Source organism: Enterococcus sp. AZ009 (genome assembly GCF_050548785.1).
GTDB classification, from domain to species: Bacteria; Bacillota; Bacilli; order Lactobacillales; family Enterococcaceae; genus Enterococcus_D; species Enterococcus_D entomosocium.
This window is the reverse complement of the sequence record NZ_CP172960.1, coordinates 3,688,718-3,708,960: the sequence shown is the minus strand read 5'-3', so window position 1 is coordinate 3,708,960 and position 20,243 is coordinate 3,688,718. Positions and strand designations below refer to the sequence as shown.

The window sequence follows — 20,243 nt, the reverse complement described above, 5'->3', positions numbered from 1 at the left end:
CTTTCAATTAGTAAATAGCAGAATAAAAAAAGGGCTCTTTGTCAATAAGAACTGATGAGTTGTGCAAAATCAAATCTGGGTCAGAATGAACCACATTCTGGCTCAGATTTTTTTGTTATCTTACATTGATTAATTGATTGATCAAAAAGATTCTAATTCTCATGTTCTCGAATGATTTAAATCCGTAGGATACTCGTTTCATTGTCTTTATGTGGGTATTCTTCGCTTCTATTTTTCCATTGGAATAAGGATAGATCATTGCGTTGGTGATGCCTTCTTCATAGGTCAGAAGGTTTTGAAGCTTCTCCCGAAAGCCGTCATCTAACGTTTCGGGAAGTTCTGCCAATATGCAGAAAAATAAGTCAGGGTCTTTGTCTCGAAAGGCTTCAACTAATTCATGAAAAAAGGGATACGCCTCCTTCAGGGGCGTAGAAAACTCAAGCAATCGATCAATCATCATTGCTTCAGTAAGAAATGGGTATTTTGGTGCTCGGAAACTTTTCCATGTTTTGTATTCATAATGGTTGATGTTTGCACGATTTTTTAGCAAAAAGCGCCAGTTCTTTTTCAGTTTTTCTGCCTGGCTTTTCTGTCCGGCTTTACGAAGTTCATTTATTTCACGGATACGCAACTCATTGAACGCTTGATTCATGTGTTTGACAATATGAAACCGATCAATCACTACTTTCGCATTTGGCAGAACACGTTTGGTGAGCTGGAAGTAGGCGGCGTTCATGTCTGTCACCAAGAATTCTACTTCTTCTGGATTGGTACAACCTATGAAATAGCTTGTTAATCGAGGTAATTTACGCGTAGGCAAAACATCTATTAATTTTCCTGTTTCACCATCTGCGCAAATAAAGCTCATTTTATCTTCTATGGAAGCATGCGAACGAAATTCATCAACCATCAATACTCTGGGGAGAATCTTCTTAGATTGCTTTGGTAAATAGCTTTTAAACTCTTTCAATGTACGAATAACGGTGGTCAAAGATACCTGACAGCTTTTTGCAATAAAAGATAAAGATACTTTTTCAGTCAGTAAAGAAGCAATTTTATATCTAACATAATTTGCGATTGAATGTCTGGGTTGGACAAAATAACTTTGAGCCGTCCAATGGGTTCGGCAGTTTTTACAGGTATAGCGCTGCTTTTTTAGGCGCATAACCAAAGGCATATGATTGTATTGTTCAAAACGGACAATCGTTTCCTTCTGCCCATTTTTCACTATAATTGCTTTCCCGTTTCCATCTACCACAGTAGAACCACAACTTCTACAAGCACGAGGAGTAGGCGAGAGAACAGCATCGACGACCAACGTCTTTTTCTTCTGAAGGGTCTCGTAAGAGACCTCTGTAATCATCAAATCTTTCTCTATTATTCTCAGCATTTTTGATAGAATCATTCATATAGCATATCGTCCTCTCAGTTGTTTATTTTGTGGTGATTTAATCATACTAGAGAACGATATGTTTTTTAATACCTAAAATGAAAATGGGACTGAAGAATCAATTCTGATTCATCAGTCCCATAAATTATAAAGCCAATAAAGGGACGCTTCTCGGCGTGACTGGACGTATTCAGACAAAACCCACAAGGACAGCGAGTGTACGTCACAGAAGTCGTGGCAGAGACGTTTCAATTAATGGAATCAAAAGATGTGTCTGAGCAGCGTGCGAATGAATCCAATGAAACAGCTGAAAAAAGCAAACCAACACCGCCACCGCTACCTAAACAAGAAACGGATCCATTTGCACAAAGCAGCTCGGCAATCGATTTACCAGATGATGATTTGCCATTTTGAGAAACAAAGACGAAAAAAGATCTGGAAACCCCAGGTCTTTTTTGATATAAAATTTAGGTTCAGACGACAACTGTTTGTATCACCTATCATGAAAAGAGGAATAATTTGTTTAATTTGATTGCAATTAATATTACAAATAGATTAAAAAAAACTTGAATTTATATATATAATATGAAATAATTAATAAAACAAAAGAAAGTGGGAAAATATACTATGAAAAAATTTATTCTATTATCAGTCACAGCAATATCTTTATTATCAGCACTTAGCATTTCTGTTAATGCTAGTGAAACCTTTGAAACCAAAGTAGAAAGTAATAATACGGCTATAGGCGGCTGGAGTGAAGATGAAGGAACATTTAGTAATATTTTAGAGACCAGAGCTGCTAAGGCAACTGTTAAACATTCTGGAAAAGCAGAGTATAAAAATGCTGGACCTAATCAAGAAAAGAGATCTCATGGTTGGACAACTTGGTCAGGTGTTTATCACTATACTACAGCTCAAATGCAATCATTAACTGGGAAAGTTCTTAGCACTTCAGGTAGAAAATGGGGTACAAGTGGAACTGAAGCAATCTCTCCATATGTATGGGTTGGAGAAATACCAGGTAGTGCACCAGCAAAAACATTTTATGGGAAATAGGAAGCTATAATATCAAGTAATGTATTAAAGTTAGCGATAATCAAAGAAGTGTGGTTTTTCTATAAACTGAAAAGACGAATTTTCTCATCGTTAATGCAGATGAAAATAGTTCGTCTTTTTCATTATTATTTTTTTGCACTTGGAGGAACTATATGAAGAAAATAATTATTCTCTTGCTGTCATTTGTAATATCGGTATTATTTACTTTGAGTACGTATTATAAACAAACTCAGCAAGTATTAATAGAAGAAAGCAATAACTTGTATACCCCAAAAAGTGTAAATATAGAAACCACTTTTTCAAGTTTTGTTTCAAATATAGAATTAAAATCAAAACCGTACAGATTATTTTCTCAAGTTGAGAACGAACAACTAAATATTAGGGCTTTTTATTCCAATGACTATTCTTACTGGAACGCTCCTATCCATAATGGGAGATTTTTTAAAAAAAATAATGAATTTACCGCTCTTGTTGGAGTAGATGTCCCTACCCATGAAATTGATGGAATCAAATATTTTTTATATAATTCAAAAAAGTATGAAGTAATTGGATACTTAGGAAAATATGTTCCAAATTACTTTAAAAGCAGTGTGCTGTTATCAGATAATTCTTTTTTTATGGATGGAACCGGTCAATATGTTTTAGATGGAGAATTCTCTAAAAACATTACCGATTACTTAACTGTTTCCAACAATAATAATGTCGGAGTTGGAAGATTCTTAAATCTTGATTTTTTTACCCCATTACTAATTATTTTTACTCATTTAATAATAGTATTAGCTACAATATTTTTGGCCTTTATATATAATCTAATGTATCGTAAAGAACGATCGATTCGTTATTTGCTAGGAACAACACATTTGATTTATTTTAAAGAGAGATTATTATTTTTAAATTTTCTTTTATTTTTTTCTGTTTTACCTGTGATAATTAGTGCTCATTTTATAATATTTGATACTTTTGATTATATCATTGGAATAATACTCTATTTGCTACTGATAAATTTGGAATATTTTTTCATATTCTTTTTTGATGCTCAAAAGGAGGGATTGGAATGAGTATATTTCAAGAAGGAAAATATTTTTTAAAGAAAAATATTCTTTTGATAATAATTGAAATATTAATAATATCTATCTTTTTAATTATACTAAATATCTTCAGTTCATTTAACTATGACCTTGATTATTTTTCCAATTCTGCAAGGGAAAACTCAAAAAATACAATGCTATATTCTCTCGTTGACACTCTACAGGATCAAGAATCTTTTTCGTCATTTATTGAAAACCCAGAAAGATTACAGCAAGTTGAGACTTTTTATGATAAATTAAATAACCATGATATAATCAACTATTTAGCTATCAATAATCAGCCTCTGGCAGTTTCTGATTTTAAAGGGAATGAAACTTTTGAGTATGCTTATGGAACTGAAATGGTTGGTAACGGCAAATATAAAGCAGATATCGACAATAAAAGCTATAATCTATTTGATGTAAAAAGTATGCAGCTTAACAAACATGCTTTTGATTTTTATTCTTTAAAAACAGAAAACAATACTAAAATAGATTGGAATACAATAGATTTTGAAAGTGGAAAAATACCTGTAATTTTAGGTTCTGAGTATAAAAATTATTTCAATATTGGAGATACTATAACAGTATATTATCTTAATAAACTATTTGAACTGGAAGTTAAAGATTTTTTTGTAGATAATACATTTCTTTATTTTAAAGGAAACGCTCAAGAATATTTGGATAATTATATCTTAGTGCCTTATCCTGAAAAACTTAGTATGAAAGAATCTTCCGGTATCTATTACCCTCAGTTGTATTTCGAGATGATTAATGGTGATATTGTAGTAAATAATAAAACTTCCCTAGAAAGTCTGACATATTATCTAACTGAAATTAGCAATGAATCTGGTTTTAAACAATATACTTTATTAGGATTCAATAGTTTTGTAACTGAATATTCAAATATGCTCCTTGTTTTGAATGAGAATAGATATTTGCTATTGTTTATTTTAAGTATCTTGTTCATAACCGTTACAATCTTATCAATTTTTATTATTCATTGTTCGTTTAAAAGATACACGAACGTGTATCAAACTTATTTTTTGTTAGGATTTTCAAAGAAGTCATTGCGTAGATTTACTAAGCTTCAAATTTTAAATCCAATTATTTTTTCAAATGTGATTTATTTATGCTTTATGTTCTTTACTACTATTCTCAATAAGTATAGCTTTGTGATCGGATTATGTGCTTCTATATTTATATTTATATTTTCTTATTTTTTTATTTTAAAGAAAACCTTAGTTGAATACTTAAATTAGTTTGCTGGAGGATTTATGATTAGATTAAATAACATTACAAAAAAATACTATGCAAAGAAAAAAAACGAAGCTATGGTTTTCGAATCACTGAATTTTGAAATGAGTGATTCTGACACTTCGCTAGCTATCACTGGTAGGAGTGGCTCCGGAAAAACTACATTATTAAATATAATTTCAGGAATAGATATATCCTATACAGGAGAATACTATTTTAAGGATGAACTATGCTCAAAAAAACAAAACACTATGGCAGAAATCCGGTTAAAAGAGCTAGGTATCATTACACAAAATTATAACCTCTTAAATGATAGATCAGCGTTGAAAAATGTCTTGTTACCTTTAAAAAATCTAGAAATTAGTTCAAAGGAAAAAAATGACCGTGCAATTTTTGCTCTTGAACAAGTGGGATTAGAAAATTATATAAATAGTCTACCAGAACAATTATCGGGTGGGGAGAGACAACGTGTTGCAATCGCGAGATCCTTAGTTAAGGAACCTGAAATTATATTAGCGGACGAGCCTACAGGATCACTTGATGAAGAAAATGAAGAAAAAATTCTTAATATTTTTTCGAATTTAATCAGTAAAGGTAATAAATTGTTGATTGTTACACATAGCGATACCGTCTCGAATTTCTGCAAAAAACAATTTGTAGTTACAAATAAAGATATTCATCAAGTCTATTGAAGCTGAGTTAGTCAAGAAAAGTTGACACGGAAAAGTCTAAAAAACACATGATTTTAAGTTCGGAGCTTTAATCATGTGTTTTTTAAACTCTTATTAGACGAATATTAGTTTCCGGCCATTCCATTTATAGTGTTTAATTTAGATTATTTTTCTAGCCATTTGCCTTGATTATTACTTGATTTAACAGGTATGATTCAATTTCAAAATGATGTAAGTTTCTTTTTCCAACTATTGTCACTCCAAGATTATTATTCTGAAAGAGTACTTAATTTAAATTTTTACAATATTCAGGGTTGATTTTAATTGATTATTGAAAACTGATAAAATTAAAATTATTTTAATGCAATAAGTTGCTCTGGTAAAAAATTTCCAGTTTATGACGTATATGAGACATAAAACATTATAGGAAAAAGCTGGTTGCAGCGGCGAAAAGTCTAGGAGCTTCTGTGACCTTTAGTGATGATTTCAAACTAAGACGAACTAACATATTTAGAGGATTATATTTTTGTGATAAAGATTCCATAATTGGTAGGTATTACTTTATTTTTGTGTTCATAAAATCGTAAACAAATCATTGTTCATTTTTAAAATTTAGATTCATGAATATTAGGACAATTATTTAAAGGGTCAGAAACTTAAAAGAATCTGATCCTTTATTTTTCCGTAAGCCATAGTTTTTTTACATTAGCTCAATTAATCAGAACCATCTATTTATACACTAAAGTCTAATAGTTATATATGTTAAATAAAAATTACCAATAGATTTATTTGCGAATGATGAAGGAGATAACAGATGGTGAGTATAGAAGAATATATGCTAATAAATTATCTATCGATGGAACAGAAGATCCATTTTCCCACTTAGAAACAGCTTGTGTTGAAATAAAAAGTTTGTTTGCAATTTGTTCTTGAGTATATCCATTTGTATTTCTTAAGGTTTTCAACATATCTTGCAGTAACATTTCAATCCCGTCCTTTCTCTTTTCATTGTTAGAGTATTATTTTTTCTGATTTTTATCAATCAACTAGTGGTTGATGCTTGATAAAATAAGCTCATACTCCATAATAATGTGTCTTTAGAAAAATGTATTTTCATGTGATATGTTCTTTGTAAAGCAGATTTTTCTGAATTAAAAGAAAAAATTCAACAGAATTCATATATTATAGTTGAATGTTGTTGCAAACACTATCTGGCTGTGTGATATTAATTGTAACCATGCTACTTCGGGATAAGTAATAATACAATGGGATCAAAGTAACTAAAATTATTATGCTTGTGACTTTTTAATAGCATGTTTCAATAGTTGTTTGTGTAAATATGCACAATATAGGAACAACTAAGAATAATTTTGTTCGAGTAAAATTTTAGGCAGGAAACTTTAGTAAAAAACTATGTTGATTTCAATATAGATGAGTTGAACAATAGTCTATTAAGGAGAATAGTTGATGTTTAAAATACTGCAGCGTACTTCATTAAAGACAATAGAATTGGATTATTCAGGTGAGTATAGATGTATAAATGTAGATTCAATTTTAGTAACTAGAATTCGGAACCTATTGAACAGTATTTATCATGGAGGGGTTAGATCTGGAATCTACGGGTACGCAAGAAAAAATGAAAACCATGAGTTGAATGTAGTATCTTTTTTTAGAGGATTTAGACCTGACTTCAATCATGGAAATTATGAGGAAGTGATATCTAGGTATTTCCACAATTATTTCGAAGTTGGCGAAAAAGGAAAGGCCTATCGAGAGAATGTCCTAGATGATGGTATACCAACTTATTTTTACGATACACCAGATAGTGAAGAAATAGATGAATTACTTCAGTTAATAAATTCAATACTAAAAAAGAACAATTTTGGGAAAATTAAACCTGAGAAGATACGTTCTTTGATCGAGAAAGATACTTTAGGTACTTATATGTATTTATTGAATTTGGCTCATAATATTGGGGGAAGATGGGAAAACAAATGTAGAAGTCCGTTTGTGTCTGCATCTTATGGGAGTAAGGGGTTTGAGACAGCGCTTCGCTTTGCCCAAGCTAGAAATACTGATATCAATTCATATGTAATTTGGGGATTTACGAATATAAATGATAGTGGAAACTATATTTTTACAAAAGAACTATCTCGAAATCTAGGCATGATGAATGTAAATTGGTATGAAGACATTCATTCAGAGATAATCATCAAAGACAGTATTGCTCCACAGAATATTTTAGGCGTCTTTGAAATAAACAATGAGACAAGCGCAAAACAATTTATAATAAATCCCTCTCTTTATAAATTGTTTTATGCAAGTAAAGATATGCATAGATACAAATTTTCTGAATTAGTTAATTATATATGTCGCGAAGGCATACCCATAGATCAGTCAAATTTCATGAAATGTGCTCGAGAATTAGGATATAAATCATATGGATACCGTCTGCCCAATGGACAAACTTTTGCAGGAGAAATTGATAGGGAAGCAAATATACGCTTACCTGAAAATACAAATATTTGGGATTGAAAATTATTTTTTTAATTATCTTGAATGTGGCTGAGTTATGCTCTTGTTTATGGTTTTATGAATTTAGGAAGTTGATGGATGCTGATTAATAGTACAAGTCTACTGGGATTTAAGGATATTCTCCCATTATGAATGATATTGAAATAAGGAATATTAAAAGAGTTATTTGAAGATACTAGATTTGATCTCGGTAGTAAACTATACAGATAAAAACCGCATTTTTTAATGCGGTTTTTTGTAATATAAAAATATTTCCAAAGAAAGCGGTTGACTTGCTCTCAGTAAAAAGGTATCATAACACCATGAATACAAGTTATATAAATATATTTCAAATAATCGAATAAAAAAAGTTCTTTTTAAAGGAGACAACCAAAATGGAAAAAAGAAAACTGTCCGATTTTGTTAGCTTTGTTCAAGGGGTTAACCAGTCGAGAGCTGAAAAGCAGTTTGGGGATCAAGAAATACCATATTACGATCAAGCCTCCTTTGAAGATGACTATCGACATTACAACGAAATGAATCAAGAAGAGAAAATAAACGAATCTTTTACGAGTGAAGTAACGTTGGATAAGCGTGATATTGTAATTAGTAATTCACTGCAACGTGCGACCATGGTAGGGGAGATGAACATTGGAAAAGTACTCTCCATCAATTTTACTAAAGTAAATTTTATTAATGAAGAGTTAGACAAGCATTATTTTTTATATTTGTTCAATAATTATCAAGATATCCAACGTCAAAAAGAACGTGAACTGCAAGGAACAGGACCCATTCTTCGGTTGACAAAGCAATCTCTAGAGAAACTTATTATTCCAATCGTTCCTTTAAAAGAACAAAGACAAATTGGAGCGATTTATGTTGAATCACTAAAAGCACAAAGTAAATTGAGTGAATATGCGCGTTTACTTGAAAAATTTACAGGCGCCATGCTGGAAAATAAACTAAAGGAGTAGAGAGATGAAAAAGAACTCGAGTGTAAAGAGCTTATCTGAATTAAAATTCGAGCAAGAAGTGATTGATCACTTAACAAAAATTGGTGGAGTAAAGCAGTGGGAATACAAAAAGGAAATAAAAACGACGGAACAATTGTGGGACAACTTCAAAAAAATACTTGAGCAAAATAATCAAGCTCGTTTAGTACAGCCACTATCAATAACTGAGTTTAATCAAGTGAAAAGGATCATCACAAATATCGATTCTCCTTATTCCGCTGGACAGTTTCTATATGGTGTAAATGGGGTTTCCGAAATTGAAGTAGATCTCGATGATGGTAGACATGTATTCCTTACGGTTTTCGATCAGGCTCAAGTTGGTGGGGGGAACACTGTTTATCAAGTAGTGAATCAAATTGAACGGCCCAAAGTGGTTGACGGCAAACAAAATCGGCGATTTGATGTAACACTTTTGATCAATGGACTGCCCATCATTCAAATTGAGTTGAAAAAAGCATTACATAATGCGACGGAATCGCTAAATCAAATGGAACAATATATTGCTGAAAAACAATTTAGCGGTATCTTTTCTACGTTACAAATACTAATTGCAATGACACCATATGACATACGTTATATGGCAAATACGACTTTGCAAAGCTTTAATCGTGCATTTGCTTTCAATTGGCAAGATGAAGAAACGGCACAACCAGTGCGTTCGTGGAAGATTTTTGCTGATAAAGTGCTCTCCATTCCAATGGCTCATGATTTAGCTACTCGGTATATGATCCTTGATGGGACAAAGAACAAAGAAAGTATCAAAGTTATGCGGCCTTATCAAGTATATGCAACGAAGCGAGTACTAGATAAAGTACGTAAATTTGATTTTAAATATGGCGATGGAAAACTAGGATATGTTTGGCATACTACGGGATCAGGAAAGACCATTACCAGTTTTAAAACAGCATGGTTAGCAAGCCGATTGTCTAATGTGGATAAAGTCATTTTTTTGGTTGACCGTATAGCTCTGACTAATCAAACTGCAGATGCTTATCGCGCATACGATCCTATTGCTGGGTTTGAAGGGAAAACAGGGGTGGTTAGTGATACAGCCAATATTTCAGATTTACATCGGAAACTGACGAAGAAAAGTGATAAAAACATTATTGTGACAAGTATTCAAAAAATGTCTCGTTATGTAGCAAGAGATAGTTATAAACCATTGACCGAAAATATTTTATTTATTGTCGATGAGGCTCACCGATCAACAGGGGATGGGCTAAAAAATGAAGGAATGCTTGAAACCATTCGAAAAGCATTGCCAAATTCTGCATGGGTGGGTTATACGGGGACACCGAAGTTTCCAGAAACAAGAGAGATTTTTGGTGATTTACTCCATGCCTATACTATAAAAGAAGCAATCGCTGATAGAAATGTCTTAGGATTTAAAGTTGAATTTAAAGAAACGATTGAGGCACCTAAAGATCCAACAGAAGAAGAAATCGATGACACTATACGTGGGAGCGTATATGATTACAGCCCAGAACATGTAGAACTTGTTGTCAACGACATCTTTAAAAATTGGAAAGAGCGTTCAAATAATCGTAGATATAACGCGTTACTCACCGTCCATGTTGGTGGAAATCGCGCCAGCACTCCACGTGCGATGGAGTATTTTGATAAATTTATGGAAGAAAACAGCAAGCGACCAAGTGAAGAACGACTGAAAGTTGCTGTGAGCTTCTCAGTTGATACGACAAATGGTGTTCATCAACTTCGAACCAATGAGAGTCTTCACCGAGCTATCAAAGCTTACAATGCATTATTTGGTACAGCTTTCGATATGACCTCGGTTAAAGCCTACACAGAGGATTTGACAAGGCGTTTGAACAAAACGGCTGATGATGGAAACTACTTAGATTTAGTGATCGTCGTGGATCAATTGTTAACTGGATTCGATGCCCCTGAGCTGAATACGCTCTATATTGATCGCACATTAAAAGGCGGGAATTTGATTCAAGCCTACTCACGAACGAATCGTATCCATGATCGTGATGCAAAACCACAAGGAAACATTGTGAATTACCGTTGGCCTGTGCAAAATGAGTATGAAATGAATGAATCATTCGCAATTTACTCAAACCGCGAATCCGCAGCAGAGCAGCTTACACTAGATGAGCTGAAAGAGAGCAATGAAGAGTCTGGAATTTTAGCAAAATCATTTGGTAAAGTCGAAGCTGAAACCAAAGCAGTCATTGAAAAATTAGCCGAGTTAACAGATAACTTTGTTCAATTGCCTCCAAGTGAAAAAGCGCAAGAAGAAGTATTTAATGGATTGAAGGACTACAATCGGTTACTTAATCAATTGAAGCAATTTACCGAAGATGATGATAAGAATCCGATATCTGCTTATGATGAGCCAGAAGTATTTTATGAGCGTTTGGGAATTACAGAAGATCAAGAAGTTATGCTGACAACTGTTCTGGCCAATGAATTGCGGGAAAGACGTGCTCAAATAGAAGAAATTGATATTTCTCAAGTCAATTTAGAAATGGTTCATATCCACGATGTCACCATTAACTATGATTATCTGATTGAACTGATTGCGCGCATGGCTGATGAAGTGCATGAAAATAAAATGGATGAAGCCAAACGTACGAAAGAGGATATTGACATTGAAATTGCAAAATCAGACAGTGATAAGGAAATAACAAAAGTTCGTAGTTTTGTTTCCAAAATTTTTACCAAAGAATTTGTTTTCGATAAGTATCCAGCTCCGCGCGATATTGAGAAAATGAATTTAGCAATGGAGCAATCGCAAAAAGAAGGAAACATTAAACTACTAACAGAATTTATTCGCAAATGGGGATTGGACAATAGTACGAAACCCAAAGAGTTGGATAAATTAATTCGACGTCACCGTATTGGACAAGAAGATATGGACAAGCAAGGAGAACTCACAGCAATCATGAATGATGCAAGATCTGACTATAAAGAAATCGCCGCAGCTGATATTGCTGCATTGTCATGGGTTAAATACCGCATTGAATTTCGTAAAGCCTTTTATAAAATGGCGGATGAAATCAAAAAAGAAGAATAATGAATATTATTTTTAAAAAATAAGGACCAAAGGTTGAAAATAATCAGTAGACAGTCATAATAGCTATGCAGATGCCAAAAGAAAAGCAATTGACGAATAGAAGTTAGGGAAACGTCAGTAATTTGCTTCTGATTTTGACAAAGAAATAAGGAAGATCAGAGGAGAATAAATATGAATGATGAAATAACAAATATACCGAAAATAAGGTTCAAAGGATACACGGAAGATTGGGAACAGCGTAAGTTGGAAGAAGTGATAAGGTTTTTAAATGGTAAAGCATATAAACAACAAGAACTACTAGATTCAGGAAAATACAGAGTTTTAAGAGTGGGTAATTTTAATACTAATGATAGGTGGTATTATTCAGACTTAGAACTTGAAGAAAATAAGTATGCTAACAAAGGTGATCTTTTATATTTATGGGCGACAAGCTTTGGTCCTGAGATATGGAATGAAGAAACTGTAATCTACCATTATCATATTTGGAAACTTGAATTTTTGACTAATGAACTCGACAAACAGTATTTATATACTTGGCTATTGACTGATAAAGAAAAAATTAAGCAAACAACAAACGGAACTACGATGGTGCATGTGACTAAAGGGATTATGGAACAAAGACTATTTCAGTTTCCAAAAGATGTAAAGGAACAACAAAAAATCGGCACCTTCTTTAAACAACTCGACGACACGATCGCTCTTCATCAGCGAGAGCTTGATCTGTTAAGAAAAACAAAACAGACATATCTTCAAAAAATGTTCCCAAAAGCAGGTGAAGATAGACCAGAAATTCGTTTCGCTGGGTTTACTGAACCTTGGGAACAGCGTAAGTTGAAAGAAATAACTGAGCGAGTTCGTGGAAATGATGGTCGAATGGACTTACCAACACTTACTATATCTGCTGGTAGTGGATGGTTAGATCAAAGAGAACGATTTTCAGGGAATATCGCAGGTAAAGAACAAAAGAATTACACATTGTTAAAAAAAGGTCAACTTTCTTATAATCATGGTAATTCAAAATTGGCTAAGTATGGAGCCGTCTTTGAGTTGAAAACTTACAATGAAGCCTTGGTACCGCGTGTCTACCATAGCTTTGGTACTAACGAGCTGTCTAATCCCAACTTTATCGAGTATATGTTTGCAACAAAACGACCTGATAAAGAGCTGGCCAAACTTGTTTCATCTGGCGCTCGAATGGATGGTTTGCTAAATATTAATTTTGATGAGTTTATGGGAATTAATGTCAGCATACCCTCCGTTGGAGAACAAAAGAAAATCGGTTCTTTCTTCGAACAACTCGACGACACTATCGCTCTTCATCAACGTAACTTGAATGTACTAAAAGAAATGAAAAAATCATTACTACAACAAATGTTTATCTAAAAGGAGAAAAAATAAATGAGTACTGCAAATGAAATTACAAAAAAACTATGGGCAATGGCCAATAAGTTACGTGGAACTATGGACGCGAGCGAGTATAAGAACTATATTTTACCATTCATGTTCTATCGTTACTTATCCGAAAATCAAGATACCTATTTAAAAAAGAATGGCTTGGAAGAATACTACGAAGTAACAGATCCAGAAGAAAAAGAAGATTACTTAGAAGAAATTAGTCGTGGGATTGGCTATGCCATTGATCCCGAATATACATGGGATCAATTAGTATCTAAGATTGAAAATCATCAGATCAAAGCTAGTGATTTCCAAGACATGCTAGATTCATTTAATGTAAATGCAAAACGTAATCCTGTTGCAGAAGATGATTTTGCGAATGTCTTTTCGGATATTAACCTCGGTGATACACGTTTAGGTTCAAACACAAATGAGCGTGCAAAAGCGTTAAACGATGTTGTTTTAATGGTGAGCGACTTTAATTTTAAAGATGAATCGGGACACGATATTTTAGGAGATGTCTACGAATACCTAATCGGACAATTTGCCGCTAATGCTGGGAAAAAAGGTGGCGAATTTTATACACCACATGAAGTTAGTCAAGTATTAGCAAAAATCGTTACCAAAGACGCGAAAGCTGATGGTCATCAATTTCGTGTTTACGATCCAGCGATGGGATCAGGATCGTTATTGCTAACGGTAAAAAATGAATTACCTGATGGACATAAATCAGGTAGTGTTGATTTCTATGGTCAGGAATTGAATACTACGACATATAACTTAGCTCGCATGAACTTAATGATGCATGGCATTAATTATCGCAACATGAACTTAAAACGTGGGGATACACTTGAGGCAGATTGGCCATTTGCAGAAAAAGAGGGGATGCAGATCCCGTTAAAATTTGATGCTGTCGTTGCCAATCCTCCCTATTCAGCCAAATGGGACGTAAAAGGAATTGACCGTGAAAAAGATACGCGTTTTAAAGGATTTGGTGTTGCACCAGCATCAAAAGCTGATTATGCCTTTATTTTGCACGGGCTATATCATTTGGACAAAAATGGGACAATGGCTATTGTACTGCCGCATGGAGTATTATTCAGAGGAGCTGCAGAAGGGAGAATTCGCAAAAATATTATTGAGAATAACTTATTGGATACTGTAATTGGAATGCCACCGAATCTTTTTTACGGAACAAGCATCCCTACCTGTGTATTGGTATTTAAGGGAAGAGAGGTACGTACAACTAAGGATATTCTATTCATCGATGCCTCCAATGAATTTGATAAAGGGAAAAACCAAAACAAACTCACGTCAGATAATATTGCGAAAATTATTGAAACATATGAGAATCGTGAAGATATTGAAAAATATGCATATGTAGCGTCTTTAGATGAGATTAAAGAAAATGATTACAACTTAAATATTCCGAGATATGTAGATACCTTTGAAGAAGAAGAAGTTGCACCATTGCCACAGTTAGCACAAGAACTAGCAGAAGTGAGAAAGGAAATTACGGAATCAACCGATAAACTATTTGAAATGCTGAGTGAACTACAAGGCACAACAGATGAATCTCAAGAAGAATTGCAAAAGTTTATGAATATGCTTAACAAATAAAACTGAGTGTAAGAAATTTTTTTCTTTTTTACCTTGTTTAATTTATTAGTTTTCATCCATGAGAAATCAGAATATAGTAATTTCTGGTTTCTCATGGATGATTTTTTATGATGATTGTTTCTTGTATTTATAACATATAATAAGGAGCTTATTTTTTATAAAGATACTTAGTAGTGCAATTTTTTCATTTATACATAAAAATGTTGCTTATAAGAGTAACAGATAGTATAATAAGCACCGAATGATACTTATATAAGTATCATTCGGTGCTTATTATTTTATTTCGTAGGTTATGGATGAATAATTTTGATTGAAACTCAAGAGGTTTTCCATGATCGATCGCATCTAGCATTATTATCTTTTTCTATTTATGAAAACTTTTATTTATTTTCAATCGTCAAAATCTCACGAATATCATCTATATTCAAAGCTTCAGCTATTCGCTCGATGTATTCAATATTGATCCGTTGCCGTTTTCCACTGGATAATTCACTTAGTCTTGCAATGTCTATATCTGCTCGCCTAGAAAGCTCCCGTAAAGAAATATTATGTTTTTTCACAAGTTCTTGAATATGAATCACCAATACCTTTTCCTTATACACAAAATCACCCCTTTTATTGATGCTTATATAAGTATCGTAGAATAAAACACTTCTTGTTGTGTTACTCATTAAGCAATCATTAGACAGTTTTTTTTGTTTAGATTTTTAAAAGAGAAAATGCTTCTAGCTAAATTTATAAGAATAATTTCAAATATTGGTTCAGCTAGTCACCATAAGAAGAGAGAATCACAAATGGAAATAAACTACCTTAGTTTCTTATATTCAACAAAATAATATATATATTTAAGGAGGAAGCTATGTTCCAAGAAAAAATATTCAATCCAACAATACTACATGAAAACCGATTGTCACCTCGAACCAGTTTTTTTAGTTATGAAACGGTCGCAGCAGCTATGCAAGGAGATCCACAGGCATCTTTTGGGTATCAGTCATTAAATGGTCTGTGGGATTTTTATTTGGGTGAGGCAGAAAATCAAGTTGTGTATGAACAAAAAATTGAGGTACCTGCTCATTGGCAGTTTCAGGGACATGGAAAACCAATCTATACGAATGTCCAGTATCCTTTTCCAATTGATCCGCCATTTGTTGCGATGGAGAACTCAACTGCCTTTTATCGAAAAGCATTTATTGTGGAGGACATTGATCTTGAGCATGTGCTTCACTTTGAAGGTGTGGAATCGGTGTTTGAAGTGCATGTCAATGAGCAGTATGTCGGCTACAGCACCGGCAGTCGCTTGGTATCGGAGTTTGACATCACGCCATATCTTCAAAAGGGCAAAAATGTGCTTAGTGTAAAGGTGAAGCAATGGAGCGCGATGAGCTATGTCGAGGATCAAGATATGTGGTGGCTTGGCGGAATTTTTAGAGAAGTCTACTTGTTTTCCCGTAAGCCGCAGTCGATTCAAAATGTAACGATCCAAGCAGATTTATGCAATCAATACAAAGATGGATTCTTGGAAGTTTCGCTTTTCTTTAACCCTATAATGCCAGAGCAGTTAGAACGAACGATAGAAGTCGAATTGCTAGATCAAGAAAATGTAACCGTTTTAAAGAAAGCTGAGAAACGCCAAGGAGGAGCAAAAGCGGATTGGACAATCTCCGCAACCATTGAAGAGATAATTCCTTGGAACGCAGAAGAACCATATCTATACCATCTTTTGGTGAAACAGTATCAAGGCGAGGAACTGTTGGAGGTCATTCCGTTCCAAGTCGGCTTTAGACAGATTTCCATAGTTGACGGTATTTTTCGAATCAACGGAAAGCGGGTGGTGCTAAAGGGCGTCAATCGCCATGAATGGTATTGTGAGTCTGGCAGAAGTCTGACGGTTGAGACGATGGAACAAGATGTGCAGATGATGAAATCATTCAATATCAATGCTGTACGGTGTTCTCATTACCCGGCAGACACAAAGTTTTATCACCTGTGTGATCGTTATGGGCTGTACGTCATTGACGAAGCAGACATTGAAACCCATGGGATGGATATCACCCAAAGGATCAATGAACTGAGCAGTAGTGAGGAATGGTTGCCGACGTATTTAGACCGAGCAAAAAGAATGGTCGAAAAAAATAGAAATCATCCTTCGATCATTTTCTGGTCGTTAGGAAATGAGTCTGGCTATGGGGAAAACCATTTGAAGATGGCGCAGCTGATCAAGGAATTAGATCCCAGTCGTCTGATTCATTATGAAGGAGAAGCACGGCACTTGAAAGCCTTGGGAGAATGGCAAGCGTGCCAAGCGTCTGATGTCATTTCGACTATGTATACATCTGTTGGCGAAATGGCAGAACAGGGGGAACGTTCGTTAACACAACCGCATATTTTATGTGAATATGGTCATGCGATGGGCAACGGTCCTGGCGGATTGAGCGAATATCTGGAATTGTTTTATCGCTATCCTCGGTTGCAAGGAGGCTTTATTTGGGAGTGGATCGATCATGGCATCAAGAGTATAGACCGCGTTTCTGGTGAGACGTACTACAAGTATGGCGGTGATTTTGCAGAGGAAATCCATGATGGCAACTTTGTGATTGATGGATTGCTATTTCCAGATCGTACGCCATCGCCAGCATTGTTCGAGTATAAGAAAGTGATTCAGCCTGTCAAAATCACCTTCCAGCTCTCAGAACAGACCTGTCGTATCACTAACCGTTTCGACTTTCGAAATTTAGTGTCTTCACAGCCAGTCCTGCAAATCAAGGAAGACGATCAGGTGGTTTTCTTACAAGAGCTGCCCAGAATCAATCTCCTGCCTCAGGAAGAAACAACCATTTCCCTGCCAGAAGAAGCTACGCTGAGCTTAGCAGGAAGAGCACAGGCAGTGGTCACGCTGTTTTTCTTTGAAGAAAATGCGCCAGATTTTTCTCTAGAACACGCAGTTGCTTGGGAACAAGCCATCATTGATCAACCAGTAAAAAGCGTACAAATACCTAAAGCGGATGCCTTTCACTGTTCAGAAACGGCCGATGAACTGAGGATTACTTTGGCTGAGCAGACCTATATTTTTCATAAGAAAACAGGTACCTTGAGCCAGTGGCTCATCGAAGGGCAAGCCTTGCTTACTGAACCGCTTGAAATGAACTTTTGGCGGGCACCGACTGACAACGACTTGTTAGGTAGTGAAGAGTTTGGTTCGGCAAGCATCGCCAAGGAATGGGAAGCGTTTCGTATTCGCCACTTAAAGGAGCGTGTGCTCGCCTTTACCTATGAACAGCGCCCTGATGAAATAAAAGTCGAGATTCGCCGCAACAGCATGCCTATTTCCCTCGACTGGGGAATTGAATTGTCCTTTACGTATCGTCTTTCATTGGCAGGCGATATCCGTGTAGCAGTCAAAGGAACCCCGTTTGGCAATGGGCCGAAAACTCTGCCGCGAATCGGTGTGCAGCTGATGATTGATAAAGAACATCAGAACGTGCAGTGGCTGGGACTTGGGCCGCATGAAACCTATCCTGATAGTTGCCAAAGTGGATTTTTCGATTGGTGGGAAAGAACCGTTCCAGAGATGCACACGCCGTATGTGCGGCCGCAAGAAAATGGCAACCGCATGAAGACCAAATTCTTCCGTTTGTCTAAGCCTTCCGGAGCGGGATTGACTATTTCCGGCAAATCGCTGAATTTTAGTGTGCATCACTACACCCAGAACAACTTGGAACAAGCGACCCATACCAATCAATTAGAAACCAGCGACGCAGTTGCCCTCAACATTGACTATGGGATGCAAGGACTAGGAAGTGCCAGTTGCGGTCCCGGTATTTTACCGAAGTATTTATTGCAAAATCAGGCATTTGCCTTTGATTTTCAGATGAACTATCAAAAAAAAGTGGAAGGAGCAAAACAATGAAAAAAATAGCTTTATGTATGGCAATGATAGGACTAGGAGGCTTAGCTGCTTGTGGGAATGGCAGCGATACGCCAGAGCGTGAGGGGGGCGATCAAAACGGCGCAGAGGAAATCACCATTTGGGCGTGGGATCCAAAATTCAATATCGCAGCCTTTGAGTTGGCGGAATCATATCATCAAGAAGAAAATCCTGATTTCAAAATCAATGTCACTGAGATTTCCCAACAAGACAGCGTACAAAAAATGAATACCATCTTTAGTTCAGGCAGTACCCAAGGATTGCCTAATATCGTCTTGATTGAAGATTTTCGCGCTCGTAATTTTTTAGAAGTGTTTCCAGAGTATTTCGTTCCATTGACTGAGTATATAAATGTTGACGATTTTATGGATTACAAAATCGAGGTGTCTTCGATCGATGGCGAGCAGTATGGGATGCCGTTTGATTCAGGGGTAGCGGGCGTTTACTTGCGAAAATCGATCATTGAAGAAGCGGGCTTGGAACTGTCAGATTTCACCAATATCACTTGGCAAACCTTTAACGAGTTGGGGATCCGTGTGAAAGAAGCAACTGGCAAACCATTGCTGTCCATCGATATGAACGATTTAGGACATTTGCGAATGATGATGCATTCCAGTGGTTATTGGTATACCGCAGAGGATGGTGAAACGCCGTTTATTAACGGCAATCCTTCTTTGAAACGAGGGCTTGAAGATTTGAAAATGCTGCTTGATTCAGGAGTAATGACAACGCACAATGGCTGGGATCAAATGCTAGCAGGTTTTAACAGCGGCGAAGTAGCAGGCGTTTTACAAGGCAACTGGATCACGCCATCGGTGAAAGCAGAAGAAAGTCAAAGTGGCGATTGGGCAGTCGTTCCAGTGCCCAAGCAAGAATCGATCGAAGGTTCAGTCAATGCAACCAATCTCGGAGGCTCGTCAATTTATGTGTTAGATATCGATGGGAAAGAAGAAGCCCTGAGCTATATTGCTGACGTATTCGGCAAAAATATCGCCTTTTACGAAGAGCTGATTCAAACCGTTGGAGCAATTGGTTCTTACGTTCCCGCTTCACAAGGAGATGCGTATCATGCACCAGATCCTTTCTTCGACGATCAGGCTATCTATCAAGATTTCATGAACTGGGCAAATGAAATTCCTTCGGTAAACTTTGGAAAAAACACATATGCGTTGGAAGACATCATGAATCAAGGCTTTTTGGACTATGTCAATGGAGCAGATTTGGATGAAGTCTTAAAAAATACGCAAATGATTGCTGACAATCAATTGAATTAACACGGACTGAGGGGCATGTAC

General features: G+C 35.5%; 13 protein-coding genes and 2 pseudogenes. 12 read left to right on the top strand and 3 right to left on the bottom strand.

The window, feature by feature from the left end; translation table 11 throughout:
- Nucleotides 1–115: 115 nt before the first annotated feature.
- Nucleotides 116–1,409 (bottom strand): annotated as a pseudogene (locus IGJ74_RS17515) (ISL3 family transposase).
- Between the two features lie 133 nt (nt 1,410–1,542).
- On the opposite strand from IGJ74_RS17515, the pseudogene IGJ74_RS17510 reads away from it, so the two are divergent.
- The 5 genes and pseudogenes from IGJ74_RS17510 to IGJ74_RS17490 form a co-directional block, all read left to right on the top strand.
- A pseudogene (locus IGJ74_RS17510) lies at nt 1,543–1,804 on the top strand (single-stranded DNA-binding protein); the annotation flags it as partial.
- Nucleotides 1,805–2,017: 213 nt separating this feature from the next.
- A complete protein-coding gene (locus IGJ74_RS17505; protein ID WP_207463062.1) occupies nt 2,018–2,446 on the top strand; it encodes a hypothetical protein in 429 nt (142 codons plus the stop codon).
- 152 nt (nt 2,447–2,598) lie between these two features.
- The gene (locus tag IGJ74_RS17500) at nt 2,599–3,504 is read left to right on the top strand and encodes a hypothetical protein (protein ID WP_207463063.1); all 906 of its coding nucleotides are present in this window, start codon (nt 2,599–2,601) and stop codon (nt 3,502–3,504) included.
- Nucleotides 3,501–4,775 (top strand): hypothetical protein, encoded by a 1,275-nt coding sequence (locus tag IGJ74_RS17495; RefSeq protein WP_207463064.1) that lies wholly within the window; start codon nt 3,501–3,503, stop codon nt 4,773–4,775. Before IGJ74_RS17500 ends, IGJ74_RS17495 begins: the two co-directional genes overlap by 4 nt.
- Nucleotides 4,776–4,790: 15 nt before the next feature.
- The gene (locus IGJ74_RS17490) at nt 4,791–5,462 is read left to right on the top strand and encodes an ATP-binding cassette domain-containing protein (RefSeq protein WP_207463065.1); all 672 of its coding nucleotides are present in this window, start codon (nt 4,791–4,793) and stop codon (nt 5,460–5,462) included.
- Between the two features lie 764 nt (nt 5,463–6,226).
- On the opposite strand, the gene IGJ74_RS17485 is transcribed toward IGJ74_RS17490, so the two are convergent.
- On the bottom strand, nt 6,227–6,424 hold the full coding sequence (locus IGJ74_RS17485; protein WP_242691867.1) for a helix-turn-helix domain-containing protein: 198 nt from the start codon (nt 6,422–6,424) through the stop codon (nt 6,227–6,229).
- A 484-nt stretch (nt 6,425–6,908) separates the two neighbouring features.
- On the opposite strand from IGJ74_RS17485, the gene IGJ74_RS17480 reads away from it, so the two are divergent.
- The 5 genes from IGJ74_RS17480 (at nt 6,909) to IGJ74_RS17460 (ending at nt 15,023) form a co-directional block, all read left to right on the top strand.
- Nucleotides 6,909–7,976, top strand: coding sequence for a hypothetical protein (locus IGJ74_RS17480; RefSeq protein WP_207463066.1), 1,068 nt, complete (start codon nt 6,909–6,911; stop codon nt 7,974–7,976).
- Between the two features lie 374 nt (nt 7,977–8,350).
- On the top strand, nt 8,351–8,929 hold the full coding sequence (locus IGJ74_RS17475) for a restriction endonuclease subunit S (protein WP_074934222.1): 579 nt from the start codon (nt 8,351–8,353) through the stop codon (nt 8,927–8,929).
- A gap of 4 nt (nt 8,930–8,933) precedes the next feature.
- Nucleotides 8,934–12,008: a type I restriction endonuclease subunit R gene (locus IGJ74_RS17470; protein WP_087664467.1), complete on the top strand. Its 3,075-nt coding sequence runs from the start codon at nt 8,934–8,936 to the stop codon at nt 12,006–12,008.
- Between the two features lie 171 nt (nt 12,009–12,179).
- Nucleotides 12,180–13,391: a restriction endonuclease subunit S gene (locus IGJ74_RS17465; protein WP_087664468.1), complete on the top strand. Its 1,212-nt coding sequence runs from the start codon at nt 12,180–12,182 to the stop codon at nt 13,389–13,391.
- A 15-nt stretch (nt 13,392–13,406) separates the two neighbouring features.
- Nucleotides 13,407–15,023 (top strand): type I restriction-modification system subunit M, encoded by a 1,617-nt coding sequence (locus IGJ74_RS17460; protein ID WP_087664469.1) that lies wholly within the window; start codon nt 13,407–13,409, stop codon nt 15,021–15,023.
- Nucleotides 15,024–15,403: 380 nt separating this feature from the next.
- Here the strand turns inward: IGJ74_RS17460 and IGJ74_RS17455 are convergent, their stop codons facing one another.
- Nucleotides 15,404–15,625 (bottom strand): helix-turn-helix domain-containing protein, encoded by a 222-nt coding sequence (locus tag IGJ74_RS17455; RefSeq protein WP_308169236.1) that lies wholly within the window; start codon nt 15,623–15,625, stop codon nt 15,404–15,406.
- 257 nt (nt 15,626–15,882) lie between these two features.
- Between IGJ74_RS17455 and IGJ74_RS17450 the strand changes: the two genes are divergently transcribed.
- Both IGJ74_RS17450 and IGJ74_RS17445 read left to right on the top strand, forming a co-directional pair.
- On the top strand, nt 15,883–18,930 hold the full coding sequence (locus IGJ74_RS17450; RefSeq protein ID WP_218193578.1) for a glycoside hydrolase family 2 TIM barrel-domain containing protein: 3,048 nt from the start codon (nt 15,883–15,885) through the stop codon (nt 18,928–18,930).
- Entirely contained in the window at nt 18,927–20,222 is a 1,296-nt protein-coding gene (locus tag IGJ74_RS17445; RefSeq protein WP_087664472.1) for an ABC transporter substrate-binding protein, read from the top strand. Before IGJ74_RS17450 ends, IGJ74_RS17445 begins: the two co-directional genes overlap by 4 nt.
- Nucleotides 20,223–20,243: the final 21 nt, after the last annotated feature.

Excerpts from the sequence above, each read along its gene's own strand:
- IGJ74_RS17505 (WP_207463062.1), top strand. The coding sequence starts at position 2,018 with ATGAAAAAATTTATTCTATTATCAGTCACAGCAATATCTTTATTATCA.
- IGJ74_RS17500 (WP_207463063.1), top strand. The coding sequence starts at position 2,599 with ATGAAGAAAATAATTATTCTCTTGCTGTCATTTGTAATATCGGTATTA.
- IGJ74_RS17495 (WP_207463064.1), top strand. The coding sequence starts at position 3,501 with ATGAGTATATTTCAAGAAGGAAAATATTTTTTAAAGAAAAATATTCTT.
- IGJ74_RS17490 (WP_207463065.1), top strand. The coding sequence starts at position 4,791 with ATGATTAGATTAAATAACATTACAAAAAAATACTATGCAAAGAAAAAA.
- IGJ74_RS17485 (WP_242691867.1), bottom strand. The coding sequence starts at position 6,424 with ATGTTACTGCAAGATATGTTGAAAACCTTAAGAAATACAAATGGATAT.
- IGJ74_RS17480 (WP_207463066.1), top strand. The coding sequence starts at position 6,909 with ATGTTTAAAATACTGCAGCGTACTTCATTAAAGACAATAGAATTGGAT.
- IGJ74_RS17475 (WP_074934222.1), top strand. The coding sequence starts at position 8,351 with ATGGAAAAAAGAAAACTGTCCGATTTTGTTAGCTTTGTTCAAGGGGTT.
- IGJ74_RS17470 (WP_087664467.1), top strand. The coding sequence starts at position 8,934 with ATGAAAAAGAACTCGAGTGTAAAGAGCTTATCTGAATTAAAATTCGAG.
- IGJ74_RS17465 (WP_087664468.1), top strand. The coding sequence starts at position 12,180 with ATGAATGATGAAATAACAAATATACCGAAAATAAGGTTCAAAGGATAC.
- IGJ74_RS17460 (WP_087664469.1), top strand. The coding sequence starts at position 13,407 with ATGAGTACTGCAAATGAAATTACAAAAAAACTATGGGCAATGGCCAAT.
- IGJ74_RS17450 (WP_218193578.1), top strand. The coding sequence starts at position 15,883 with ATGTTCCAAGAAAAAATATTCAATCCAACAATACTACATGAAAACCGA.
- IGJ74_RS17445 (WP_087664472.1), top strand. The coding sequence starts at position 18,927 with ATGAAAAAAATAGCTTTATGTATGGCAATGATAGGACTAGGAGGCTTA.